Source organism: Mesorhizobium sp. ORM8.1 (assembly GCF_053005525.2).
Map to the genome: position 1 here is coordinate 435,437 of NZ_CM132600.1, position 24,084 is coordinate 459,520.

The following is a 24,084-nucleotide window of genomic DNA, read 5'->3' on the forward strand; positions in this document are numbered from 1 at the left end:
GTCGTATCAGTAGCCTCCCACCCTAGCCGGCGCCGGCAGCGCGCCGAACGCGGCGCGCGCGGGTTCCTCGCGGACCGGCTTGGTCCGGGTTGGGCTGAGACCAGCAAGCCATTCGAGACAGAGCGCAAGCGCGAACTGCATGGCGATGCCGGCCGAGATCAGCAGCGTGTCGTAGGCGACCCCACCGGGGTTGATCAGTTTCAGCACCTGCGCGGCCATGGCGAGCAACGTGCCGGCGATGAACACCGGCAGCGAGCGCTTGCCGAGGATCGCCAGCGGATTGTCGGGCCGGGCGCGGAACATTTTCGACACTGCCGGCAACGCAACGATCAGGTAGCTTACCGCCAGGATGTGCACCAACCTCGGCAGCGACAGGAAGGTCTTGTCGAAGCCGCCGATCACCACCGGCAGGTTGAACCAAGTGATCTGCCCCCAAAGCGGGCTGTGCACCCAGATCGCCGCGCCGACCACATAGATGCCGGCGGCGCCGAGCAGCCAGCGGTTGACCGGGATACCGCCGCCGCGCTTGACATGCAGCATGGCGGCAATACCGATGTTGAACAGAAATTGCCACGACAACGGGTTGAGGAACCACAGGCCCGGCTCCGGATAATTCGGCGGCGCGATCTGCCAGATGCCGGCGACCAGCCACAGCAAACCCGACAGCGTCAGCGCCAACACCGGCCTGTAGCTGATCAACAGGATGAATGCCGGCGCCGCCAGGAGCAGCGCCGCGTAGACCGGCAGGATGTTGTTGTAGCCGAGCTGGTGGCCGAGCGTGACGATGCCGAGCAGCACTTGCGGCGTGTTTTTCATCAGCGGCTCGATGTTGATCATCGTCAGCATTTCCGGCCTGCGCGCCAACACCGCCGCGGCACAGAACAGCGCGATCACCACCATGGTGATGACGATATGGGTGACGTAAAGGACGCCGGCCCGCCGCCACATCTTCAGGGTCGAAAGCAGTCGGCCGCCTGGCTTGAACTTGCCGCCATAGGCCAGCGCGACCGAAATACCCGAGATCAGCACGAAGGCCTCCGCGGCGTCGGAGAAGCCGAAATTCTTGTAGGTCACGCTTTCAAAGATCGTGCCGGGAACATGATCGACGAAAATGGTAAGGAGCGCGAGTGCTCGCAGCACATCGATACGCGTATCGCGGGCGATACGCTTATCGCGATCGTTGGAAACAGGGGTGGTCATCGACAAAAGGCCTCAGAGCTGGTGTTCGTATCCAGCAATGCGACCCCCGGGGCGCACCGCTTCGATTCCTCCCGACGGGAGCATATCGGCGCAGAAACGGTCTGAAATAAGCTTGGTTCAATCAACTTTCGCGGAGCGGAAAATATTCCGTTTTGAAGCCGGCAAATCAACGAATCTCTCATAGAATCAAATGGATGTGAGCGTGTCCGAATATACAGACGAAAACAGTGTCCTGCGCGGCGGTCTTGGCTTTCGCTACCGCCTGGTGAAGCCGGCAAAGGCAAGCGGCGAATGCCTTTTTGTGCTGCACGGATCGGGTGTGGACGAAACGACGCTCATCCCGCTGGCAAGCAGGATCGCGCCTGACGCGACGCTGATTGCGGCGCGTGGCCGCATCCCTCAGGATGACGGCTTCCGCTGGTTCGAGCGCATCACGCCGACAAGTTTCGAGCAGGCGAGCATCCGCAACGAGATCGCCGCCTATGCAAAGTTCGTAATCGAAGCAACGGAGCGCCACGGGCTCGACCTGAAGCGTGCGACATTCCTCGGCTACTCGAATGGCGCCAATGTGGTCTCCAGTCTGATGCTGCTTCATCCCGGGCTTGTGAGGCGGGCGGCCTTGCTGCGGGCGATGCCGGTGCTCGACGATCCGCCTGCGGTGGCTCTCGACGGGACGCGTGTTCTGATCATCGCCGGCGCCGGAGACCAGACCTATGGCCTCTACGCGCCCGCTTTGGTGACGCTGTTCAGCCAGCGCGGCGCCGAGATCGACGCGCGTATCGTCGCCTCGGGGCATGAGTTCGGCGACATGGATGCCGCGATCGCGCGGCAATGGTGCGCTGGGCCTGTGCCCGTCTCCTGACCGAAAGGCGCGCATCAGGGAACGGCTTGCGTTCCTGCCACGGGCAGAATCATCGAAAAGTAAGCAAATTCACTGCCAAATCCGCCCAACCCTTCCATTGTCCACAGCGGCGACATATGTCTGTTACAGACGGTCTATCGAGATACTGTTCACTGAGGGGGAGGTCTGCATGGCCGACGAGAACAGCATCACTCTGCTCGACGACACTTCCAAACTACCAGTCATTGCCGCCAGTCCGGGCGACGTCGCCAGGATAGAGGGCGGCATCGATATCCGCGATCGCGCGGCGATTTCGGTCTTCGGCGACCGTGCCCAGCAGTCGGTCAGCGACTATGCCGACAAGATCCTGTCGCAGATCCGCAACCGCGACCTCGGCGATACGGGCACGCTGCTCACCGACATCATCATGAAGGCCAAGAACCTCGATCCGGCCTCGTTGAAAGACGAAGGGTTCTTGAGCAACCTATTCTCCTCGTTCAAGGCGCGGCTTGAGCGCTTCAAGGAGAAATACGAGGACGTCGCGGGCCAGATCGACCGCATCGGCCTCGAGCTCGACCGCCACAAGGACACGCTGCGCCGCGACATCGCCGTCCTCGACGACCTGCACGAGCAGACCAAGGAGTCCATCCTCAACCTCGACGCCTATGTCCAGGCCGGCAAGAAATTCGTCGACGACTACCGCACCAATCAACTGCCGAAGCTGAAGGCCGCGGCCGACGCCAAGGCCGCCGATTCCGCCGGCACGCTGGAGGCGCAAACCTACCAGGACGCCGTGCAGGCGCTCGACCGGTTGGAAAAGCGCATCTTCTATCTGGTGCAGGCGCGCCAGCTCGGCATCCAGCAATTGCCGCAGATCCGCATCGTGCAGTCCGGCGACGAAACGCTGATCGAGAACCTCCAGGCGACCTCGGCGCTGACGGTGCCGGCCTGGAAGCAGAAGATGGTCATCCTGCTCGGCCTCACCAACCAGAAGTCGGCGCTCGAACTGCAAAAGACGGTGACCGACGCCACCAATGAAATGATCCGCCAGACGTCGAAGATGATGAAGGATCAGGCCATTTCGATCGAGGAGCAGGCGCAACGCGGCATCGTCGACGTCGAGACGCTGGCGCAGGCCAATCGCGACCTGATCGACACCGTGCAAGGCGTGCTCAAGGTGCAGGAGCAAGGCCGGCAGAAGCGGGCCGATGCTGAAAAGCAGATGGACCAGATGACCGCCGACCTCAAGAAAGCGCTCACCCAGGGCTGAGGAAGCTTCGATGCAAATGAAGCTTTCGTCCGTTGTCATGCTGGCGGTGGCGCTGCTGCTGGCCGCCTGCAATTCAAGCAACGTCAAATTCTCGATCGTCTCCGGTTCCGAAAACACGGTGCTGGAGCCGATCGTGCAGGAGTTCTGCGCCAAGCAAGGCGCAACCTGCACCATCACCTATCAGGGTTCGCTCGATATCGGCCTCGGCCTGCAGAAGTCCGAGGGACTCGACCAGGACGCGGTGTGGCCGGCTTCCAGCGTCTGGGTTGATCTTTTCGATTCCGGTCGCAAGGTGCGCAACCTCACCTCGATCGCGCAGATGCCGGTCATCCTCGGCGTGCGCAAGTCCAAGGCGGCCGAACTCGGCTGGATCGGCAAGGACGTGTTCATGAAGGACATCCTTGCCGCGGTGAAGGACGGCAAGCTCAAATTCCTGATGACCTCGGCCACGCAGTCCAATTCCGGCGCCAGCGCCTATCTCGCCATGCTCTCCAGCGCGCTTGGCGGCAAGCAGGTGATCGAGCCGGGCGATCTCGACAATCCCGCCGTGCACGACACGGTCAGCGCGCTCTTGCAAGGCGTCGAGCGTTCCTCGGGATCCTCAGGCTGGCTGGCCGACCTCTATGTCGATTCCGCGAGCAAGGGCACCGTCTACGACGCGATGTGGAACTACGAGGCGACGCTGAAGGAAACCAACGACAAGCTGAAGCAGATGGGCAAGGAACCGCTCTATGCGATCTACCCGGCGGACGGGATCGCGGTCGGCGATTCCCGCTCGGCTTCATCGACCACGGTCGGGGCGCCGATGTCGAAAAATTCTTCGCCGGTCTGCTCGTCTATCTGCAGTCCGATGCAGTGCGCAAACGCATCGCCGACACCGGCCGCCGGTTGCCGCTTGGCAGCGCGGCCGTTCAAGCGACGGCCGAGCCCGACTGGAATTTCGATCCGGGCAAGCTGGTGACCTCGATCCGCATGCCCGAGCCGGCGGTGATCCGCACAGCGCTCAATCTCTATCAAGAGGCCTTGCGCAAGCCGTCGCTTACGGCGCTCTGCTTCGACTTTTCCGGCTCCATGGAGGACAAGGGCGAAAAGCAGCTGCAGGCCGCCGCGCAATTCCTGTTCACGCCGGAAAAGGCGAGCGCGGTGCTGGTGCAATGGACGCCGTCCGACCACATCTTCGTGCTGCCTTTCGACAGCACGGTGCGCGACATTTTCGACGCTACCGGCGACGCTGCCGGTCAGGGCCAATTGCTCAGCGAGGTGGCCCAGCAGCGCGCCGGCGGCGGCACCGACATGTATGCCTGCGCCTCGCAGGCGCTGCACAAGATCCTCGCTACGCCCGACCTGTCGAAATACCTGCCGGCGATCATCATCATGACCGACGGCCGCACCGACGGCAGCGCCGAACCGTTCCTGGCGGAGTGGCGTCAGGCGGCGGTGCGCGTGCCGGTGTTCGGCATCACTTTCGGCGATGCCGACAAGAGCCAGCTCGACAGTCTGGCCAAAGCGACCTCGGCGCGCGTCTTCGATGGCGGCGGTGATCTTGCCGGTGCGTTCCGCGCCGCGCGCGGCTATAACTAGGCCAACGATGCGCGGCTTGTTCGGCAATGACGGAAACTGGATCGTGGCGGGCCTGGTGTCGGCCGCGCTGCTGATCGGCCTCAGCGCGCTGACGCATTTCCCCTTCCTGATCTCGGCTATCATCTCGGTGCTGGTCTTTGCCGGCCTGATTTTCGTGCTGGCGCCGCGTCAGCTGTTCGAAGGGCTCGACCTTCGTTCGATCGGCGGCAGCCAGGTGGCGTTCGCTCGCGAGCTGCTGGCGCAGGCGCAACCAGCCGCCGACCGGCTGGCGGCCGCGGCCGGCTCGATCGCCGACAAGGACATGAAGGCCAAGGTGAAGAACCTCTCCGACATCGCCGCCGACGTCATCTCCAAGGTCGAGGCCAAGCCTTCCACCGCCCCATCCGTGCGGCGCTTTCTCACCTACTATGTGCCGCAGGCGGCGGAGGTCGCGGAAGGCTATGCCACGCTCGCCGACCGCCGCGCGCCGAGCCAGCAGCGGCTCGCCAATGTCGGCGCGGTGATCACCAAGCTGCAGGACGCTTTCGTGCACTATGCCGACAGCCTGGCCGACTCCGAACTCGGCACGCTCGACGTTGACCTGCGACTCATTCAGGAGTCGCTGAAAGAGGATATCGGTCGCTGATGGCCCTTTCACGCCGCGCTTTCGGACTGGGACTGCTCGCCGCCGCCGCGGCCGGCACGGGTGGCTATCTGACGCTGAAGGACCGGCCGGAATTCCGCGGCTATCTCGGCAACCGGGCGCATCTGTTCGGCTTCATCGGCGGCGAGAAACAAGCCTTCCTTGCCGATTCGGATGTCGTCAGCGCGCTCGGCGGCTACGGCCTGGAGCTCGACGCACGCGTCGCCGGCTCGGTGGAGATGGTGCGCGAGCCGGCGCTGCTCACGCAGAAGCCGCAATTCCTGTGGCCATCCTCCTCGATCATGGTCGACCTCGCCCGCAAGAGCGGGGTCTCTATCCGCAACGACCAGGTGGTGCTCAACTCGCCGATCGTCGTCTACACCTGGGGGCCGGTGGTCGAAGGGCTGAAGAAGAGCGGGCTGGTGACCGTCGCCGCAAGGGCGGCTACAACCAGCTCGACCTCAAGGCGCTGCTCGACGCCATTCTCGCCGGCAAGAACTGGTCGGATCTCGGCATTTCTGAACTTTACGGGCGCGCCCGCATCGTCTCCACCGATCCTAATCGCTCCAATTCCGGTTTCATGTTCGCCGGCCTCGTTCTCAGCCTGATGAGTGGCGACGTGGCGACGCCGGAACTGCTGGCACAGCATGGCGAACAGGCAAAGGCGATCTTCCGCTCCATGGGGCTGAAATCGTCCTCATCCGGCAAACTGTTCGACCAGTATATCGCCGGCGGCCTTGGCGCCGAGCCGATGGTTATCGGCTATGAGAACCAGCTCGTCGAATGGGCGCTTGCCGACCCGGAACGCTGGCAGCGCGTGCAGGCCGGCGCCGGCGCCAAACCGGAAATCCTCTATCCGCGCCCGACCGTCTATTCGGCGCATCCGCTGATCGTCATCGACCCGGCGGTCGACCAGTTGCTCGAAGCACTGACCAGTCCGAAGCTGCAGCAACTCGCCTGGTCGAAGCATGGCTTTCGCGGACCGCTCGGCACCGTGGCGGGTGACGCCGACGCCATCGCCGGCGTGCGGCCAGCCGAGATCGAAGCGGTGCTGCCGATGCCTTCGGCCGACGTGATGCTGTCGCTGCTGTCGCAACTGGAAGTCTGAGCCTCCGCGACGATCTACGAAGCCAACCCTGCTCGCGCCATTGCGCCGGAGAGACGCCAAGACAGCGGTGGAAGGCCCGGCTGAAGGCTTCTTCCGATCCATAGCCGCAGCGCTCGGCGACGGCGAGCAACTTCATTTTGCGGTCGCGAAGCAGATCGGCGGCCAGTTGCATGCGCCATTCCGTCAGGTAGCGCATCGGCGATTGGCCGAGCAGCGCCCTGAAGCGCTCATCGAGCACCGAACGGGACGTGGCCGCGCGTCGTGCCAGTTCTTCATTGGTCCACTTCCTTGCAGGTTCGGCATGGATAAGGCTGAGCGCCCTACCAAGGACCGGATCGCTCACCGCCGCCAGCCATCCTGTGTCCGAGGACTTCTGCTCGAATAAAGGCGCAGCGCTTCGATAAAGAGGAGTTCCGGCAGGCGCGCCATCAGCAGTCTGTTACTCTGATCGGCGTTGACGCTTTCATCCAGCGCGTAGCTGAAGCAGGCCTGCATCCATTCGGTCGGCGCGCCGGGTCGCGGGCGGACTCGGAAGACGGGCGGCAGGCGCTGCAGGAAGATATTGAAGAGAAGTTGCTCACAGGTCAGGTAGCCGCAGACAAGCCGCGTGGTCTCCCTCCACCGTCAATACGAACGACCGGCAAGTTCCGCCACGGCGGTGGCGGAACGACTTCAGATGCCGGGGTGGCGTCACTCAGTGCAGGATTGCCCATCAGATGCCGATCACCGTGCGGCAGCACGATCAGGTCTCCCGCGTGGCCTTCAACCTGCACGCCCCGTGCACTGATCCGGAAACTCCCTTCCTGCACGATGTGAAACAGTATTAGGCGTTTCGGGCCGGTGGCCAACAACTTCGCCATGTCGGCCGCTTCGGGCGAATCCAGTGCCCAGGGCGCGCGATATTCTCCCAACAGAAAGACGGACCCGGACAGCTTGACCTGAGACAGAACATCAAAAATGAGGTCCTTCCTGCCTTCAAGCTGACCATCTGCCGGTTGTTCGATCAGTGTCTCCGGTATTCCGATCATGGCGCGCTACCGCGCTTGCGCGCAGTCTCCCCGTCGAAGCACGATCGAGCATCGCGCCGACTGACGACCAGGTCAATCAGGACCTGGCAAGGAGGAACTCATGCCCAAATTTGTCATCGAACGCGACATGCCAGCGGTCGGCAAGCTTTCGGCCTCTGATCTGCGCGGAGCATCGCAAAAGTCATGCGAGGTGCTAGACGCGCTCGGTCCAAGGATACAGTGGATCCAAAGCTACGTAACCGACGACAAGATCTATTGCGTCTATTACGCGGCGGACGAGGGGATGGTGCGCCGGCACGCGGAAATGTCGGGGTTCCCAGCCAACCGGATTTCGCAGGTGCGCAGTGTGATCGAGCCGGCAACCGCCGAATAGATCAACTTACCTCTGCCCCATCCGGTTCCAGGCATCGAGCCCAGCGATCTTGTAGGCTTCGGCCAGCGTCGGATAGTTGAAGGTGTTGTTGACGAAGAAGTCGACCGTGCCGCCGAGATTGATCACCGCCTGGCCGATATGGATGAGTTCGGTGGCGCCCTCGCCGACGATATGGGCGCCGAGCAGGCGGCGCGTCTCGACCGAGAACAGCAGCTTCAGGAAGCCGCTCGAGACGCCCATGATGTGGCCGCGCGAGGTTTCGCGGAAACGCGCCAGGCCGATTTCATAAGCGGCGCCGCTTTCGCGCACCTGCTCTTCCGATTGGCCGACCGTCGAAATCTCGGGCACGGCATAGATGCCATAAGGAAAGCTCTCGGGCGGCGGCGGCAGGTTGACGCCGAAGGCATGGCAGGCGGCGACCCGGCCCTGCTCCATCGAGGTCGAGGCCAGGCTCGGGAAGCCGATGACGTCGCCGGCCGCATAGATGGTGGGCACGCTGGTCTGGAATGTGTGCGGGTTGACCTTGATGCGGCCTCTGGCGTCGGCTTCGATGCCGATCGCCTCGAGGTCGAGACTGGCGACATTGCCGGTGCGCCCGGCGGCATAGAGCACCATCTCGGAGCGGATGGTGCGGCCGTCGGCCAGCGTCACCTCGGCATGGTCGGGTTTCGAGGCGATCTCCTTGACGGTGCTGTCGAGGCGGATGGTCATGCCGCGATCGCGCATCTGATGGATGAAGTCGTCGACGATCTCGCGATCGATGAAATCGAGGATGGTGTTGCGCGGCTCGACCAGCGTCACCGGCACATCAAGGGCCGAAAAGATGGTGGCGTATTCGACGCCGATGACGCCGGCGCCGATCACCGTCAGCGTGCGCGGCAGGTGATCGAGCTCCAGCATCTCGTCACTGTCGAAGATGCGCTTCTTGTCGAAGGGCACATTGGCCGGGCGATGCGGTCTCGTGCCGACCGCGATAAGCGCATTGCCGAAACCTATCTCGCTATAGTCGCCATTGTCGGCGGTCAGGCTGGCCTTGTTCGGCCCAAGGAATTTCACCGCGGCGCGCGCGCTCCTCACTGTGTTGCGCATGAACTGATGCTGCAGCACCTCGACTTCATGATCGAGTGTCTTGTGCAGGCGATCGACCAGATCGGAAATCGAAATGTCCTGCTTGACCCGGTAACCGCGCCCGTAGAAGCCGCGTTCCCGCCAGCCTGACAGATTGAGCACCGTTTCGCGCAACGTCTTCGAGGGGATGGTGCCGGTGTGCACCGAAACGCCGCCCAGACGCCTGCCTCTGTCGACCACCAGCACCGACTTGCCGAGCTTCGCCGATTGCACGGCCGCGCGACGGCCGGAAGGCCCGCTGCCGATGACGAGCATATCGTAATCCATGTCCCCGATCCCCTTTGTGCGCCGCAGCAAGCTAGACCGGGAAGAATGTCATGTTCAACCGCTCCATTCGCTTGCAGCGGGGCGAATCCGCGCGATGCAACCAAAAACACGCAAAACCTTAACCGGACGGCAATGCTTGCATGCAATGGTCCTGACGAGGGGAACCACCGGGGTAATTCGAGTTGACCATTTCCAAAAGTGACGCGCTGCCTGGCGCAGAGACTGGTTTTTGGTCCGGTCTTCAGACTAGTACGGTTGTGACCGACCTGCGCGAAGGCCTGTTCCGTTTCATTGCGCTCGCCGTCGCGGCCATCTTCGTCTATCGCGGCGTGCACAATCTGGTCATCGACAACGGCCGGCTCAACGTCCTGATGCTGCTGATTTCCGAGACGCTCACCTTCGTCTGGCTGCTGTTCGCGCGGCGGCCGCTGGTGCGCGACTGGAGCCCTTTCACCGTCTTCATCTCGCTGACCGCAGGCTTCGGCTCCGGCCTGATCTCGCTGGAGCCAGGTCTCGCCATCGTCCCGCTGTACATTGCGGCGCCGCTGCAGTTCCTGGCGCTGTGGGTGGTAATCTGGGGAAAGATGTCGCTCGGCCGCTCCTTCGCCATCCTGCCGGCCAATCGCGGCGTCGTCACCGGCGGCGCCTATCAGTATGTGCGCCACCCGATCTATGCCGGCTACCTGATGGGACACATCCTGTTCCTGCTGTCGAGCTTCTCGATCTACAACTTCACCGTCTATGCGTTCATCACCCTGTTCCAGGTCCACCGCATCCTGCGCGAAGAGCGCATCCTGGCGCTGACGCCGGAGTATCGCGACTATCTCGGGCGGGTTCGCTACCGGCTGATCCCCGGCATCTTCTGACCCGCGCCGGGTCTGCCGGCGCGCACGTTCCTTGAAATCCAGGCTGCCCTCACCATTTGAAAAGGCAGCCGGCATCGCCCTTGGATGCCAATGAAGGAACGGATATGAACGCACGCGTTTTGGACGGCGAGATCATCGCCACCAGGTTCGAGGACACCCGCGCTTATCGCGGTGTGCGCACAAGGCGCATCTTCGCCTTTCTGCTCGACTATTTTTTCGTCGCGCTGCTCACAATCCCGTTTGCCATACTGGTCGCCATTCTCGGGCTTTTGACCCTCGGTCTCGGCTGGGCATTGTTCTCCGTGCTCGTGCCGATGGTGGCGATCCTTTATATCTGGAACACGCTGGGCAGCAGAGACCAGGCGACGACCGGCATGAGGATCATGGGTATCCGGCTGGAAAAGCTCGACGGCAGCCGTATCGACGGCATGACGGCGGTGGTGCACTCGGTCCTGTTCTGGGCCGGCAACGTCATCCTGACGCCGCTGGTGCTGCTGGTCACTTTGTTCTCGGACCGCAAGCGCACGCTGCACGACCTGCTCTTGGGAACGGTCGTCACACGTACCGATATCTGACCATGTCCGCGACCGCCGTCGCCGATACGTCCCACCGGTCGCGCGTAAATATGATTGCCTCGCGCCGGTCAGAGCGGTTCACCGTTTCGCGGAAACGGCGACCCGCTCTGTCTATTTGTTTCGACGCAATTCCGGACGGAAAACCGCTTCACACTTTTCCTGGAATTGCTCTAGGGCGACACAATCCTGTTGAATTTTTCGCCGACCGGGCCAAAGGTAGGGCGATTCGCAGGAGCCTTTCCAAGATTAGATGACGCAGCATCCGACCCAGTCGCCGCAGTTCTTCCTGACCGCGCCGTCGCCCTGCCCCTACCTGGAGGGCCAGTTCGAGCGCAAGGTGTTCACGCACCTGGTCGGCGACAAGGCGCCGGAGATGAACGACCTGTTGACGCAAGGCGGCTTCCGGCGCTCGCAAAACATCGCTTACCGACCCGCCTGCGAATCCTGCCGCGCCTGTGTGTCGGTGCGTATCCTAGCCCAGGAATTCGAGCCCAGCCGCAACATGCGCCGCGTCTCCCAGCACAATGCCGATCTCGTCGGCGCCATGCATGACGCGCAGCCCTCGACCGAACAATATTCGCTGTTTCGTGCTTACCTCGATGCCCGCCACCGTCGCGGCGGCATGTCGGACATGACTGTGCTCGACTACGCGATGATGGTCGAGGACACGCATGTCGACACCAAGATCATCGAATACCGGCGCCGTGGCCCCGACACGTTCATTACCGGCAAGGGCCAGGGCGAGCTGATCGCGGTGGCGCTGACCGACAAGATGGCCGACGGCCTGTCGATGGTCTATTCCTACTTCAATCCCGACTTCGAGGACCGCTCGCTCGGCACCTTCATGATCCTCGACCACATTGCCCGCGCCAAGGCGATGGGACTGCCCCACGTCTATCTCGGCTACTGGGTCAATGGCTCGCGCAAGATGAGCTATAAGATGCGCTTCATGCCGCAGGAGCATCTCGGCCCGAAGGGCTGGGAACGCTACGACCATGAAGCGGTCAGTCGCTGATTTTTTTCAAGCTCCACCATTAAACTATTTCAGAGAGAGGATGCTGGTCCTCGGGCCTGGATCAGGATGACATTTGGTTGAACTGGCATCCTGATCCGGATCTTGTTGGAGCATGATCTTTTCCGAAAACCGGTTCCCACTTTTCGGGATCATGCTCTAGCCGCGAGAGAATGCGTGATCGCGCGAACCGGCCACCGGCCTCATCATTGCGAAAGCGGACTATGTCTTCCCATGACACTCATACCAAGGGGCTCCTGCTCACCGCGCTCGGCGGACTGACGCTGACCGTCGACATTCCTCTGATCCGGCTGGCCGACGGCAGCCCATGGACCATCATGCTGCTGCGCACCGGCACGACCTTTGTCGCCGCCCTGCTGATCTGGGCGGTCTGGCGCAGGCTGAGCAGGAACGCGCCGCAACTGATCCCGGGATGGTCGGGGCTGGCCGTGGCGGCATGCTACGGCCTGACCGGGGTGACGTTCGTCACTGCGGTCTTTCACACCTCGACCGCGGATCTGGTCTTCATTCTGGCCTTCAACACGGTGTTTGCGGCGGTGCTGTCCTGGCTGTTCCTGCGCGAGCGGCCCGGACTGGTCACGATCGCCGCCATGCTGGTGATGATCCTTGGCGTGCTGATCATCGTCGGCGGCTCGGTCGGCACCGGCCATCTGTTCGGTGATTTCATGGCGCTGTGCTCGGCCTTCTTCGTGGCTTTGGCCATCACCATTTCGCGCGCCAGCGGCAAGGATATGGGCTTCACCGCGCTGGTCGGTGTCGTGCTGCCGCTGACTGTGGCCGCCTTCATGGTCTCCGGCGAAGGTTTTCACGTCAACGCGCCATGGTGGATCATCTTCAACGGCGCCGTGATCATGCCGATCTCGTTTTTCTGCCTCGCCAATGGACCGAAATACATTTCGGGCCCTGAAGTGGCGATGTTCTATCTGCTGGAAACGGTGCTGGCGCCGGTCTGGGTCTGGCTGATCTTTGCCGAAGCTCCGACGCGCAACAGCCTGATCGGCGGCACGATCCTGATCGTGACGCTGGTCACGCACTCGCTCTGGCAATTGCTTGAGGGCCGCAAGCGCCGAGCGGATATCGCAGTGCATCACCCGGCTTGATCTTCCTGGGCTCGGCCGCCGCTTCGATCCGCGGCGGCCCGCTGTCATCCTCGGCGACAGGCGGAAGCTCGTCCATGATATCGACCTCACGCAGCCATTCGCGCCAGATCGCCACCAACAGCGCCATCAGCACCGGGCCGATGAACAGGCCAAGGAAGCCCATCGTCTTGACGCCACCGATCAAGCCGAAAAAGGTCGGCAGGAACGGCAGCTTGATCGGACCGCCGACCAGCTTCGGCCGCAGCGTCTTGTCGACGATGAAGAGTTCGACCGCACCCCAGACGAATAACGCTACCCCGGCAACCATCTTGCCGCTGGCGGCTAGATAGATCGAGACCAGCGTGAAGGAGAGCGGCGCGCCGCCCGGGATCAGCGCCATGATGCCGGTGAGCGCGCCGAGCGTCACTGGCGACGGCACGCCGGCGATCCAGTAAGCGACGCCCAGCACCAGCCCCTCGCCGATGGCGATGATGGTCATGCCGGTCACCGTGGACGAAATCGTCGCCGGCACGACGCGCGAGATCCGCTCCCAGCGCGTCGGCAGGATGCGTTCGCCAAGGCGATCGATCTGCGCGGCGAAGGCCTCGCCGTCGCGATAGGCGAAGAACAGCGCGATCAGCATGAACAGCAGCGTCAAAACCAGACCAAAGGCGCTGCCGCCGGCGGCCAAGGCGCCGCGATAGATATTTCCGATGTTTGAGCCGCTGACCAGCTGGATCAGCTCGCCGATGCCGCCCGGGTGGCCGAGATTGGTCGTCCACTGGTCGTTCAGCCAATCGCCGATGACCGGCATGGTGGCGATCCATTGCGGCGTCACCGCGCCATGGCGGTTGGTCTCGATCGCCCAGGTCACCCATTCGCGCAGCTCGTTGATGGCATAGGTGCCGGCGAGCGCGATAGGCACGACTAGGAAGGCGAGGATGAAGAGGATGGCCAAAGTCGCGCCAATGGTGCGGTTGCCGCCGACGGCAACAAGCAGCCGGCGATAAAGCGGCCAGCTGGCGAAGGCGATGACAAGAGCGGCCAACACCGGGAACAGGAAGCCGTGAAAGAAATAGACGCCGGCGGCGACGATCAGCACCAGCAGCCAACGCGCCGCCGACAGCGGCGGAATGACGGCGGACCTGAGCGGCGTCGAAAGACCGAACAGGCGCTGCTGCCCCGGCTTCTGGATTTCAGCCCGCTTCAATACGGCGTTTCTCCCATGCTTCAAAGGATGCTTATGCACGATCATAGTGCAGCAATCGTGACGATAGTCCAAATGTCTTGGGCCCTTTCCTTCTCCCCTTGTGGGAGAAGGTGGATCGGCGCGAAGCGCCGAGACGGATGAGGGGTGTTCCAGTGGAGTGAGACGTTGGCGTTCCCTGGAACACCCTCATCCGTCGCCTGCGGCGACACCTTCTCCCACAAGGGGAGAAGGAAGAAGCGCTAACCGAACTTGCCCGTCCTCGGAAAACCCTTCGGCACCATGCGGCCTGCGGCGGCGCGGGCTCCGATCCATTCGGCAAGTTCCTCGCGCGAACGGGTGAAGGTGCGGTCGGCCGAGTCCTGCCAGGACAGACCCGCTGCAATCGCGAAGGTCTTCAGGTCCAGGACGCCGCCGTCCTTGTATTTCTGCAGACGCACGCCCTTGCCTCGTGCCATTTCGGGGATTTCGGCGAGCGGAAAAACCAGCATCTTGCGGTTCTCGCCGACGATGGCGAGGTGGTCGCCTTCGACCGGAAGGCAGCGCTTGGCCTCGTCCGGCGCCTTGACGTTCATCACCTGCTTGCCCTTGCGGGTGTTGGCGACGACCTCTTCTTCCGAAACGACGAAGCCGTTGGCATCATAGGAGACGAGCAACAGCTTGCGCTTCGGGTCATGGACGAAGGCGGTGACGATATCCTGGTCGTTTTCCATGTCGACGATGATACGGATCGGCTCGCCATGACCGCGGCCGCCGGGCAGCCGGTCGGCGCCGATGGTGTAGAACTTGCCGCCGGTGGTGAAGACCAGGATCTTGTCCGTGGTCTGGGCATGGAAGGCGAGCTTCAGGCTGTCGCCTTCCTTGAAGGTAAGCTGCGCATAGTCGGTCAGGTGACCCTTCATGGCGCGCAGCCAGCCCTTTTCCGACACCACGACGGTGACCGGCTCACGCTCGATCATGGCATGCGCAATGTCGGTGAGATCATGCTCGGGCGCGTCGGCGAACTGGGTGCGGCGCTTGCCGAGCCCGGTCTCGGGACCGAACTTGTCGCGGACCTGGGTGACTTCCCACTTGATCGTCGACCATTGCTTGGCGTCCGATGCCAACAGCGCCTCGATCTGCTTCTTCTCGGCGGTCAGGCCATCGAATTCCTTGCGGATCTCGAATTCTTCGAGCTTGCGCAAAGCGCGCAGCCGCATGTTGAGGATGGCTTCGGCCTGATTGTCGGTGAGCGACCAGCGGGCCATCATCACCTGCTTGGGCTCATCCTCCTCGCGGATGATCCTGATGACCTCGTCGATGTTGAGGTAGGCGATCAGATAACCGGCGAGGATTTCCAGCCGCTTATCGATCTCGCCCAGCCGGTACTTCGAACGGCGGATCAGCACGTCGCGGCGATGATCGAGCCACTCCTTCAGCACGCCCTTCAGCGACAGGACGTTCGGCACCTTGCCGCGCGACAAGACATTCATGTTGAGCGGGAAGCGGCTTTCGAGCTCGGTCAGCTTGAACAGCGATTCCATCAGGATGCCCGGATCGACGGCGCGGCTCTTCGGCACCAGCACGATGCGGATGTCCTCGGCGCTCTCGTCGCGGACGTCCTCGAGCAGCGGCAGTTTGCGCGCGATCAGCAGCTCGGCGATCTTCTCGATCAGCCGGGCCTTCTGGATGCCATAAGGGATTTCGGTGACGACGATGCTCCAGGTGCCCCTGCCCTGGTCTTCCTGGCCCCATTTGGCGCGCACGCGAAAACCACCGCGGCCGGTCTCATAGGCTTCCAGGATCGAGGCGCGGCTGTCGACGATGATGCCGCCGGTCGGGAAATCCGGCCCTTGGACGAATTCCATCAGCTTCGCCACCGGCGCGTCCGGCTGTTCGATCAGATGCAGTGCCGCGTCGCAAAGCTCGGCCGCGTTGTGCGGCGGAATGGACGTGGCCATGCCGACGGCGATGCCCGACGAGCCGTTGGCGAGCAGATTGGGGAACGCGCCGGGGAGAACGGACGGCTCCTCGTCCTCTTCATTGTAGGTCGGCCGAAAGTCGACGGCGTCCTCGGTGATGCCGGCCAGCAACTCGCTCGCCACCTCGGTCATGCGCGCTTCGGTGTAGCGCATGGCGGCGGCGTTATCGCCATCGATATTGCCGAAATTGCCCTGCCCGTCGACCAGCGGATAGCGCATGGAGAATTCCTGCGCGAGGCGCACCAGCGCGTCATAGATAGACTGGTCGCCATGCGGGTGGAATTTGCCCATCACGTCGCCGACGATGCGGGCGCATTTGGCAAAGCCCTGGTCGGGGTTGAGCCTGAGCAGCCGCATGGCGTGCATGATGCGGCGATGGACCGGTTTCAGCCCGTCGCGCACATCAGGCAGTGCCCGGTGCATGATGGTCGACAGCGCGTAAGCGAGATAACGCTTCTCGAGCGCCTCTTTGAGGTCGACCGGTTCGATGTGATCACCGCCGCCATTGTCCTTCGGCGGCACAAGCCTCTTTCCCATCGGGCTGGACTAGCCGAGCGGATGATTCGCGGCAAGCGCCGGCTTGGAAATCCACGGCCAAGAGCGCGCGAATGCGCACCAAATGGACGATGTGAAGCATTTCACGGAAGCGACAAGGCGAACACTCCAGTTTGCCGGCGATGTGCAACAAGGATCGGCGACGGGGCAGCGCCGGCCAACATCAATCTGTTACATGCGGCCTCTATCTGGCATGCAACGCGCTGGCGGAGGAAAGCTGCGGTTTTCATGACAAATTCACCGCATCGGGCAATGCCTGCCGACCAGGGTTTGCTTTTCGTCGCCGTTTTCGACAAATGGGGCCGGCAATGCCTTTTTCCCGTCCCGTTCGTCACGGAATGGTGATGGAGCAGGTTTCAAAACAATTTTCATAGCAATCAGAACAGGGAAACTCCCATGACGATCCAACGCTCGACTTTCAAGAAACTGGCTCTTTCGACCTTTCTGCTGACGCTGCCGCTCAATGCCGCCTTCGCCGCCGATCCGGCGGTGGCCGAGCGCGTCAAGGCTTCGCTTGCCGCCCAGGGCGTCGACATTTCCTGGACCGGCGTGTCGGGCGACGATTCCAACGTGACGCTGCAGGGCGTGGCCATCAAGCCGGCCTCGGAAAAGGAAGCGCTGACGATCGGCGACGTGAAGCTGGAAGGCGTCACCGAGGCCGATGGCGGCTTTGAGATCGCGACCGTCTCGACCTCGGCTTTCGAGCACAGCAAGGACGGCGTGACCCTGGACCTCACCCCCTTCGTCATCCACGACATGAAGGTTCCGGCCGAGGGCAGTACCGATCCGCTGGGATCGCTGATGATGTATAAGTCGGCCGAGCTTTCCAACATGACCGTCAAGGTCGGCGACAAGACCGCCTTCTCGATGGACGGGCTCGACGTCCAGATCACCCCGCCGGCCGACGGCAAGGCGATGGACTTCACTGCCACCACCGAGAAGTTCACTGGCGATCTGTCGCTGGTCGACGACCCCAAGTCGAAGGAAGCGATCGAGGCGCTCGGCTATCAGAGCATCACGGGCAAACTCGACATGGCCGGCAGCTGGCAGCCGAGCGACGGTAAGATGGAGCTGTCGAAGTATGACATCTCGGTCGAGAATGCCGGCACGCTCGGCATGACCTTCAACCTCGGCGGCTATACCGTCGACTTCATCAAGTCGATGCAGGCCATGCAGAAGCAGTTGGCCTCGCAGCCGGAAGGCGCCGACAAGTCAGCGCAGGGCATGGCAATGCTCGGCCTGCTGCAGCAGCTGTCCTTCAACAGCGCCTCGATCCGCTACGATGACGATTCGCTGACCGGCAAGGTGCTGGACTATGTCGGCAAGCAGCAGGGCATGTCGGGCAAGGATGTCGCCAACCAGGCAAAGGCGATCGTGCCGTTCGGCATGGCGCAGCTCAACAATCCGGAACTGACGGCTGAGGTATCGACGGCCGTCAACACCTTCCTCGACGACCCGAAGAGCCTCGAGATCTCGGCCGAGCCGGCGGCGGCGGTGCCGTTCGCGCTGATCATGGCCGGCGCCATGTCCAACCCGCTCGACCTGCCCAAGACGCTCGGCGTCAAGGTCAAGGCGAACCAAGACTGAGCAAACAGCCAGTTCCAAACGAAAAGCCCGGCAGCGATGCCGGGCTTTTCTATTGAGGTCGATTCTTCAAGCGAAAAGAATAGGGTGGCTAGTTCCTAGCCTTCCTTCTTGGCGACCGCGACACGCAGCGACAGCTCCCGCAACTGCTGCGGCGTCGCTTCCGAGGGCGCGTTCATCAGCAGGTCGTAGGCCTGCTGGTTCATCGGGAACATGGTGATCTCGCGCAGGTTCCTGGCGCCGACCAGAAGCATGACGACGCGGTCGACGCCGGCTGCCATGCCGCCATGCGGCGGCGCGCCATACTGGAAGGCGCGGTAGAGGCCACCGAAACGCTCCTCGACAGTCGCACGGTCCAGCCCGACGGTCTCGAACGCCTTGACCATGGTTTCCGGCAGATGGTTGCGGATGCCGCCCGAGGCGATCTCGAAACCGTTGCAGACCATGTCGTACTGGAACGCCTTGATGCCGAGCAGGTCCTCGCCATTCAGCGCATCGATGCCGCCTTGCGGCATCGAGAACGGGTTGTGGGCGAAGTCGATCTTCTTCTCCTCCTCGTTCCATTCGAAGAACGGGAAGTCAACGATCCAGCAAAGCTCGAAGCGGTCGCGGTCGACGAGGTTCAGTTCCTCGCCGGCACGCGTGCGCGCGGCACCAGCAAAAGAGACGAATTTCTTCGGATCACCGGCGACAAAGAAGGCGGCGTCGCCATCGGCAAGGCCGAGCTGCTGGCGGATCGCCTCGGTGCGCTCCTCGCCGATGTTCTTGGCGAGCGGGCCGGCGCCTTCGAGCTTGTCGCCCTCCTTGCGCCAGAAGATATAGCCCAGCCCCGGTTGGCCCTCGCCTTGTGCCCAGGAATTCATGCGGTCGCAGAAGGCGCGGCTGCCGCCGGTCTTGGCCGGGATGCCCCATACCTCAGCCTTGGAATCGTTGGCGAGGATGTTGGCGAACACCTTGAAGCCGGAATCGCGAAAATGATCGGAGACGGCCTGCATCTCGATCGGGTTGCGCAGGTCCGGTTTATCGGAGCCGTATTTGCGCATGGCGACATCATAGGGAATGCGCTGGAATTTCTGCGTCACCGGCTTGCCGTTGGCGAAGGTCTCGAAGACGCCGCGCATCACCGGTTCCATGGTCGACAGCACGTCATCCTGCTCGACGAAGCTCATTTCGAGGTCGAGCTGGTAGAATTCGCCGGGCAGACGGTCGGCGCGCGGATCCTCGTCGCGGAAGCAAGGCGCGATCTGGAAATAACGGTCGAAACCCGACACCATGATCAGTTGCTTGTATTGCTGCGGCGCCTGCGGCAGCGCGTAGAAAGTGCCGGGATGGATGCGCGATGGCACCAGGAAGTCGCGCGCGCCCTCCGGCGACGAGGCCGTCAGGATCGGCGTCGAGAATTCGGTGAAGCCGACATCGGTCATGCGCTTGCGCATCTCGGCGATGATTTTTGTCCGGGCGATGATGTTCTTGTGCAGCGTCTCGCGGCGCAGGTCGAGGAAACGGTACTTCAGCCGGATGTCTTCGGGATAATCCGGCTCGCCGAAAACGGGGAGCGGCAGTTCCTTGGCCGCCGACAGCACTTCGATCTCGCGGGCGAATATCTCAATCTCACCGGTCGGCAGGTTGGCGTTCGTGGTCTCCGGCAAGCGCGCCTTGACCTCGCCGTCGACACGGATCACCCACTCGCCACGTACGGTCTCGGCAACCTTGAAGGCGGGCAAATCCGGATCGGCGACGATCTGCGTCAAGCCATAATTGTCGCGCAGGTCGATGAAGAGCAGCCCGCCATGGTCGCGCACGCGATGCACCCAGCCCGACAGGCGAACGGAATTGCCGACGTCGCTCTTGCGCAACTGGGCACAGGTATGGCTGCGGTAACGATGCATTGTCATGATGGAAGTCCGGAAATTGCGGGCCAAGCCCGGTCGAAAATTGGCGCGAAAAGCGCATGAGAGACTGGCTTTGTCAAGGCAAGCGGACAGGTCGGACCGTCGTGTCCGCAATCAGGCGAAGCGTATTTCGGCGCCCTGGCGTTCGAAATCGGCGAGGATGGCGGCGGGCGCGGTCTTTTCCACCACCAGATACCGGATCGCGTCGGAACCGGCGATCCGGTACGGCGCCGCCGTGGCGAGCTTGTCGTTGGTGACGGTGATGACGATGCCGGCGCTGTTCTTGGCCATGGCGCGCTTCACCTCGGCCTCGGCCGAATCGAAGGCGGTGACGCCGCGCGCGATATCCAGGCCGCAGGAGCCGAGAAAGAACAGGTCGGCGCCAAGCTGCGCCACCGCGGCCAGCGTATCGCCGCCGACGCAAGTGCCGAGATCAGGGATATAGCGGCCGCCGAGCACGATCAGCTTGGCCAGAGGCAGGCCGGCTACAGCCGACGCGACACCCAGCGAGTTGGTGGCCACCGTCAGCTCGATATCGCGCGGGATCGCGCGGGCGATCGCCTCGTTGGTCGTGCCGCCATCGATGAACAGCGACTGACCTGCTTTGAGCAGCCCCACCGACGCCTTTGCCAGACGCAACTTCTCCTCGACCGCATGTCCGCTGCGCTGATCGATCGTCGCAGCGGCAAAAGGCGCCGAGGCGATCGCACCGCCGTAGACGCGGCGCAGTTGTCCGGCCTTGGCCAGCTCACGCAGGTCGCGGCGCACCGTGTCTTCGGAGACGCCGAAGCGGCTGGCCAGATCGCCTGCCAGTACCCTTCCGTCCGCTGCCAGTTGGTCGCGAATGAGTTGTTGCCGTTCCTCGGTAAGCATGCACGATCCCATTTCTTTTCGCATGTTCTTGCATGTTTTGCACGTTTATGCAAGAAACAGAATCGTTAACGACCGGCTATGAACGCCGTCGACCTGTTATGGAATCCGACAATGACCTTTGGCCTCAAGCTCGCCCCTCAGCACCGCGTCTATGCCGGCTTCGCGATCTATTCCTTCGCCATAGGCAACATTTTCCCGCGTCTGCCCGACATCAAGCGCGCCATGGAGATCGAGGACGGCACGCTCGGGCTGGCCCTGATCGGCACGCCGATCGGCACCTTGATCGCGTTGACGCTGGCGACACCGATCCTGGAGCGCGTCGGCTTCCGCCGGGCGCTGCTTTGGCTTGTTCCGCTGTTGTCCTTGGCTTATGCCATCGCGGTGCACGCGACAGGGCCGGCCGCGCTTTTCATGATGCTGCTTCCGGTCGGGCTGATGATCGGCAGCATCGAGATCATTTTGAATGTCGAGGCCGACAGGACCGAGTTTCTGCTGCAGCGCCGCATCATGAACCGTGCCCATTCGTTCTGGAGCATCGGTTTTTTCGGCGCCGGGGTGTTCGGCGGCGCCACGGCGCATCTTGGCCTGTCGCCACAGTTGCATCTTGGTCTGGTCGCGCCCATCGTGGCGATCGCCATGGCGCTGTTTCTCGGCGACTTCCAGCCGGCGCCCGCCCGCTTCGCCGCCACGAGCGAAAAGCCGCCGATGTTTGCGCGGCCGACGCTGCCGATCCTCGTTCTCGTCGCGGTGACGCTCTCTGCCATGCTGATGGAAGGCGCCAGCATGGACTGGTCGGCGATCTACATGCGCACCGTCTTCGAATCCGGCCCGCTCGTCGCCGGCTTCACCGTGGCGCTGTTTGCCTTCTCGCAATCGGCGATGCGCTTCTTCGCCGACAGCTTTGTCGACCGCTATTCGCCGGCCGGCGTGGCGCGCGTGCTTCTGGTGACGATGGCGGCCGGCGTCTTCATCGTCTTCTTCTCGCCGCTGCCGTTCATATCGATGCTGGGCTTTGCCCTGATGGGCATCGGCTGCAGCGCCATCTTCCCGCTGGCGATCTCGGCCGCGGCGCAGCGGACCGACCGCGCGGCGGCAATCAACGTCGCCGCCCTGTCGCAGATCTCCTTCGTCGCCTTCCTGCTCGGGCCGCCGCTGCTCGGCTTCGTGTCCGACCACTGGGGCATCCGCTCGGCCTTTGGCATCGGCATCCCGTTCATTGTGCTCAGCCTGGCAGCCGCCGGCGCGCTCGGCCGACGAGTGCCGGCAATGGATTCGACGCCTGCTAGCGCATCGGCCCCTTTCAAGGCCAAAGCAGCGGCGTCGGCCGGGGAAGTCTGAGCGACTTGATCCGAATTGTCGCAATCTTGCGGACGTAGCGGTGCGTGACGGCGCCACGGCGCTTGACGAAAGCGCGCGCGGCTGAAATTGAAAGGGACCTAATAGTGTGCCAAAAGCGATTTGATGCAGGTCATCACCACCCAAGAAGAACTTGAGCGCGTCATCGCGGCGTTCGAAAAGTCGGAATTCGTCACCGTCGACACCGAATTCATTCGTGAGACGACCTTCTGGCCGATCCTTTGCCTGATCCAGATCGCCGCACCCGGGATTGAGGCGCTCATCGATCCGTTGTCGCCCGGCATCGACTTGAAACCCTTCTTCCGGCTGATGGCCAATGAAGCGGTGCTGAAGGTTTTCCACGCCGCGCGCCAGGACATCGAAATCATCGTCCATCTCGGTGATCTGGTGCCGCACCCGGTCTTCGACACGCAAGTGGCGGCGATGGTCTGCGGCTTCGGCGACAGCGTGTCCTATGACCAGCTCGTGCAGAAGGTCACGGGTGCCCGGCTCGACAAGTCCTCGCGCTTCACCGACTGGCGGCATCGGCCGCTTTCCGACAAGCAGCTTGAATACGCGCTTGCCGACGTCACCCATCTGATCGAGGTCTACGAGCATCTCAGCGCCGAGCTGAAGCGCGAGGACCGCGCGCATTGGCTGAACGAGGAGATGGATGTCCTCACCTCGCGAGAGACCTACGATCCGCATCCCGAGGATGCGTGGAAGCGGTTGAAGATGCGGCTGCGCAAGCCGCAGGAACTGGCGATCGTGCAGGCGGTGGCCGCCTGGCGCGAACGCGAGGCGCGCGAACGCGACGTGCCGCGCGGCCGTGTGCTGAAGGACGACGCGATCTACGAGATCGCGCAGCAGGCGCCGCGCGACACGGCGGCGCTCGGCAAATTGCGCACCACGCCGAAAGGCTGGGAACGCTCAGCGACCGCGACGGCTTTGCTTGGCGCTGTCAACGCAGCCCTTGCCCTGCCCAAGGACGCAATGCCGAAGCTGCCGAAAAGCGTGCAGCCGCCGGAAGGCTCGAGCGCGGCGGCGGAATTGCTCAAGGTGCTGCTCAGGATTGTCGCCGAGAATGAAGGCGTCGCCACCAAGGTGCTTGCCTCCAGCGACGACATCGACCGCATCGCGGCCGAGGGCGAGGAAGCCGACGTGCCGGCGCTGCAGGGCTGGCGGCGCAACGTGTTCGGCGAACGGGCGCTGAAGCTTGTGCGCGGCGAAATCGGCATCAAGTTCGACAAGCGCAGGATCGCCGTGTTCGATCTCTAGCGCCGCTCAAACCACCGTCAGCAGGTGGAGCGCGAACCAGATCCAGACGATCAACAGAATGCCGGCGCTAAGGAAGAAGATCCGGCTGCGATGCTTGAGACTGTTGCTGGTGAGATGCACCCAGGCATGGACATAGCGCGTCAGGATGAAGAGCCACATCAGCACGAGCGTCAGATAGTTGACGCCATTGGTGACGAACAGCGCCAGGCCGAGCACGTGGAACAGCACCGGCAGCTCGAACTGGTTGATCAAATTGTTGGCGACGGTGACGCTAGAAGCCGGCTCGGTCGAGCGCAGCTTGTAGGAGCTGACCCTGGCTTCACCGGACTTCACGGCGCCATAGCGCCGCTTAAACATCACCAGATAGACGACATAGACCAGCAGCACATGCGCCAGCATCGGCCAGAAGATAGCGGTCTGGTGCATAC

Annotated in this window: 20 protein-coding genes and 3 pseudogenes; 13 read left to right on the forward strand and 10 right to left on the reverse strand. The window is 62.8% G+C overall.

The genetic code is table 11. From position 1 onward, the window contains the following. Positions 1–6: 6 nt before the first annotated feature. Positions 7–1,200 carry an OpgC family protein gene (locus tag ACVDG8_RS02260; RefSeq protein ID WP_447253224.1) on the reverse strand — a complete coding sequence of 398 codons (1,194 nt, stop codon included), beginning with the start codon at positions 1,198–1,200 and terminating at the stop codon, positions 7–9. A 202-nt stretch (positions 1,201–1,402) separates the two neighbouring features. Between ACVDG8_RS02260 and ACVDG8_RS02265 the strand changes: the two genes are divergently transcribed. The 5 genes and pseudogenes from ACVDG8_RS02265 (at position 1,403) to ACVDG8_RS02285 (ending at position 6,622) form a co-directional block, all read left to right on the forward strand. Beyond that, a complete protein-coding gene (locus ACVDG8_RS02265) occupies positions 1,403–2,062 on the forward strand; it encodes an alpha/beta hydrolase (RefSeq protein WP_447253225.1) in 660 nt (219 codons plus the stop codon). Between the two features lie 169 nt (positions 2,063–2,231). Continuing rightward, on the forward strand, positions 2,232–3,311 hold the full coding sequence (locus ACVDG8_RS02270) for a toxic anion resistance protein (protein WP_447253226.1): 1,080 nt from the start codon (positions 2,232–2,234) through the stop codon (positions 3,309–3,311). A gap of 10 nt (positions 3,312–3,321) precedes the next feature. Continuing rightward, positions 3,322–4,892: pseudogene (locus ACVDG8_RS02275) on the forward strand (substrate-binding domain-containing protein). A gap of 7 nt (positions 4,893–4,899) precedes the next feature. Next, entirely contained in the window at positions 4,900–5,517 is a 618-nt protein-coding gene (locus ACVDG8_RS02280) for a 5-bromo-4-chloroindolyl phosphate hydrolysis family protein (protein ID WP_447253228.1), read from the forward strand. Beyond that, positions 5,517–6,622 (forward strand): annotated as a pseudogene (locus tag ACVDG8_RS02285) (hypothetical protein). The gene ACVDG8_RS02280 and the pseudogene ACVDG8_RS02285 overlap by 1 nt, the downstream one beginning before the upstream one ends. An 88-nt stretch (positions 6,623–6,710) precedes the next feature. On the opposite strand, the pseudogene ACVDG8_RS02290 reads toward ACVDG8_RS02285, so the two are convergent. The 3 genes and pseudogenes from ACVDG8_RS02290 to ACVDG8_RS02300 all read right to left on the reverse strand — a co-directional run. Beyond that, a pseudogene (locus ACVDG8_RS02290) lies at positions 6,711–6,965 on the reverse strand (helix-turn-helix transcriptional regulator); the annotation flags it as partial. Continuing rightward, positions 6,962–7,210 carry a cupin domain-containing protein gene (locus ACVDG8_RS02295; RefSeq protein WP_455707882.1) on the reverse strand — a complete coding sequence of 83 codons (249 nt, stop codon included), beginning with the start codon at positions 7,208–7,210 and terminating at the stop codon, positions 6,962–6,964. The pseudogene ACVDG8_RS02290 and the gene ACVDG8_RS02295, both read right to left, overlap by 4 nt. Next, positions 7,207–7,650, reverse strand: coding sequence for a cupin domain-containing protein (locus ACVDG8_RS02300; protein WP_455707511.1), 444 nt, complete (start codon positions 7,648–7,650; stop codon positions 7,207–7,209). The genes ACVDG8_RS02295 and ACVDG8_RS02300 overlap by 4 nt, the downstream gene beginning before the upstream one ends. 100 nt (positions 7,651–7,750) lie before the next feature. Between ACVDG8_RS02300 and ACVDG8_RS02305 the strand changes: the two genes are divergently transcribed. Further along, positions 7,751–8,023: a DUF4242 domain-containing protein gene (locus tag ACVDG8_RS02305; protein WP_447253231.1), complete on the forward strand. Its 273-nt coding sequence runs from the start codon at positions 7,751–7,753 to the stop codon at positions 8,021–8,023. A gap of 6 nt (positions 8,024–8,029) precedes the next feature. Here the strand turns inward: ACVDG8_RS02305 and sthA are convergent, their stop codons facing one another. Continuing rightward, entirely contained in the window at positions 8,030–9,418 is a 1,389-nt protein-coding gene (sthA, locus tag ACVDG8_RS02310) for a Si-specific NAD(P)(+) transhydrogenase (protein ID WP_447253232.1), read from the reverse strand. 257 nt (positions 9,419–9,675) lie between these two features. Between sthA and ACVDG8_RS02315 the strand changes: the two genes are divergently transcribed. The 4 genes from ACVDG8_RS02315 to ACVDG8_RS02330 all read left to right on the forward strand — a co-directional run bounded on the left by ACVDG8_RS02315 (position 9,676) and on the right by ACVDG8_RS02330 (position 12,992). Continuing rightward, positions 9,676–10,284 (forward strand): methyltransferase family protein, encoded by a 609-nt coding sequence (locus tag ACVDG8_RS02315; RefSeq protein WP_447253233.1) that lies wholly within the window; start codon positions 9,676–9,678, stop codon positions 10,282–10,284. Between the two features lie 104 nt (positions 10,285–10,388). Continuing rightward, positions 10,389–10,859: an RDD family protein gene (locus ACVDG8_RS02320; protein WP_447253234.1), complete on the forward strand. Its 471-nt coding sequence runs from the start codon at positions 10,389–10,391 to the stop codon at positions 10,857–10,859. A 250-nt stretch (positions 10,860–11,109) separates the two neighbouring features. After that, positions 11,110–11,874: an arginyltransferase gene (locus ACVDG8_RS02325; protein WP_371012273.1), complete on the forward strand. Its 765-nt coding sequence runs from the start codon at positions 11,110–11,112 to the stop codon at positions 11,872–11,874. Positions 11,875–12,095: 221 nt separating this feature from the next. After that, the gene (locus tag ACVDG8_RS02330) at positions 12,096–12,992 is read left to right on the forward strand and encodes a DMT family transporter (protein ID WP_447253236.1); all 897 of its coding nucleotides are present in this window, start codon (positions 12,096–12,098) and stop codon (positions 12,990–12,992) included. Here ACVDG8_RS02330 and ACVDG8_RS02335 read toward each other — a convergent pair. Together ACVDG8_RS02335 and parC are read right to left on the reverse strand one after the other, a co-directional pair. Continuing rightward, entirely contained in the window at positions 12,919–14,181 is a 1,263-nt protein-coding gene (locus tag ACVDG8_RS02335) for an AI-2E family transporter (protein ID WP_455707512.1), read from the reverse strand. The two genes, ACVDG8_RS02330 and ACVDG8_RS02335, sit on opposite strands and share 74 nt — an antisense overlap. A gap of 239 nt (positions 14,182–14,420) precedes the next feature. Beyond that, positions 14,421–16,676, reverse strand: a complete 2,256-nt coding sequence (gene parC, locus ACVDG8_RS02340) for a DNA topoisomerase IV subunit A (RefSeq protein ID WP_447253238.1) — start codon at positions 16,674–16,676, stop codon at positions 14,421–14,423. Positions 16,677–17,090: 414 nt separating this feature from the next. Between parC and ACVDG8_RS02345 the strand changes: the two genes are divergently transcribed. After that, positions 17,091–18,281, forward strand: coding sequence for a hypothetical protein (locus ACVDG8_RS02345; RefSeq protein ID WP_447253240.1), 1,191 nt, complete (start codon positions 17,091–17,093; stop codon positions 18,279–18,281). Between the two features lie 95 nt (positions 18,282–18,376). On the opposite strand, the gene aspS is transcribed toward ACVDG8_RS02345, so the two are convergent. Then, complete coding sequence (gene aspS / locus ACVDG8_RS02350; RefSeq protein ID WP_455707883.1) at positions 18,377–20,167, reverse strand: aspartate--tRNA ligase; 1,791 nt, start codon at positions 20,165–20,167, stop codon at positions 18,377–18,379. 117 nt (positions 20,168–20,284) lie between these two features. Then, entirely contained in the window at positions 20,285–21,043 is a 759-nt protein-coding gene (locus ACVDG8_RS02355) for a DeoR/GlpR family DNA-binding transcription regulator (RefSeq protein ID WP_447253241.1), read from the reverse strand. A 111-nt stretch (positions 21,044–21,154) separates the two neighbouring features. On the opposite strand from ACVDG8_RS02355, the gene ACVDG8_RS02360 reads away from it, so the two are divergent. Beyond that, entirely contained in the window at positions 21,155–22,381 is a 1,227-nt protein-coding gene (locus tag ACVDG8_RS02360; protein ID WP_447253242.1) for an MFS transporter, read from the forward strand. A gap of 123 nt (positions 22,382–22,504) precedes the next feature. Next, on the forward strand, positions 22,505–23,656 hold the full coding sequence (rnd, locus tag ACVDG8_RS02365) for a ribonuclease D (RefSeq protein WP_447253243.1): 1,152 nt from the start codon (positions 22,505–22,507) through the stop codon (positions 23,654–23,656). Positions 23,657–23,662: 6 nt separating this feature from the next. Here the strand turns inward: rnd and ACVDG8_RS02370 are convergent, their stop codons facing one another. Further along, on the reverse strand, positions 23,663–24,082 hold the full coding sequence (locus tag ACVDG8_RS02370) for an MAPEG family protein (RefSeq protein ID WP_447253244.1): 420 nt from the start codon (positions 24,080–24,082) through the stop codon (positions 23,663–23,665). Between the last annotated feature and the right edge of the window lie 2 nt (positions 24,083–24,084).

Excerpts from the sequence above, each read along its gene's own strand:
- ACVDG8_RS02260 (WP_447253224.1), bottom strand. The coding sequence starts at position 1,200 with ATGACCACCCCTGTTTCCAACGATCGCGATAAGCGTATCGCCCGCGAT.
- ACVDG8_RS02270 (WP_447253226.1), top strand. The coding sequence starts at position 2,232 with ATGGCCGACGAGAACAGCATCACTCTGCTCGACGACACTTCCAAACTA.
- ACVDG8_RS02280 (WP_447253228.1), top strand. The coding sequence starts at position 4,900 with ATGCGCGGCTTGTTCGGCAATGACGGAAACTGGATCGTGGCGGGCCTG.
- ACVDG8_RS02300 (WP_455707511.1), bottom strand. The coding sequence starts at position 7,650 with ATGATCGGAATACCGGAGACACTGATCGAACAACCGGCAGATGGTCAG.
- ACVDG8_RS02305 (WP_447253231.1), top strand. The coding sequence starts at position 7,751 with ATGCCCAAATTTGTCATCGAACGCGACATGCCAGCGGTCGGCAAGCTT.
- sthA (WP_447253232.1), bottom strand. The coding sequence starts at position 9,418 with ATGGATTACGATATGCTCGTCATCGGCAGCGGGCCTTCCGGCCGTCGC.
- ACVDG8_RS02320 (WP_447253234.1), top strand. The coding sequence starts at position 10,389 with ATGAACGCACGCGTTTTGGACGGCGAGATCATCGCCACCAGGTTCGAG.
- ACVDG8_RS02325 (WP_371012273.1), top strand. The coding sequence starts at position 11,110 with ATGACGCAGCATCCGACCCAGTCGCCGCAGTTCTTCCTGACCGCGCCG.
- ACVDG8_RS02330 (WP_447253236.1), top strand. The coding sequence starts at position 12,096 with ATGTCTTCCCATGACACTCATACCAAGGGGCTCCTGCTCACCGCGCTC.
- parC (WP_447253238.1), bottom strand. The coding sequence starts at position 16,676 with ATGGGAAAGAGGCTTGTGCCGCCGAAGGACAATGGCGGCGGTGATCAC.
- ACVDG8_RS02345 (WP_447253240.1), top strand. The coding sequence starts at position 17,091 with ATGACGATCCAACGCTCGACTTTCAAGAAACTGGCTCTTTCGACCTTT.
- aspS (WP_455707883.1), bottom strand. The coding sequence starts at position 20,167 with ATGCATCGTTACCGCAGCCATACCTGTGCCCAGTTGCGCAAGAGCGAC.
- ACVDG8_RS02355 (WP_447253241.1), bottom strand. The coding sequence starts at position 21,043 with ATGCTTACCGAGGAACGGCAACAACTCATTCGCGACCAACTGGCAGCG.
- ACVDG8_RS02360 (WP_447253242.1), top strand. The coding sequence starts at position 21,155 with ATGACCTTTGGCCTCAAGCTCGCCCCTCAGCACCGCGTCTATGCCGGC.
- rnd (WP_447253243.1), top strand. The coding sequence starts at position 22,505 with ATGCAGGTCATCACCACCCAAGAAGAACTTGAGCGCGTCATCGCGGCG.
- ACVDG8_RS02370 (WP_447253244.1), bottom strand. The coding sequence starts at position 24,082 with ATGCACCAGACCGCTATCTTCTGGCCGATGCTGGCGCATGTGCTGCTG.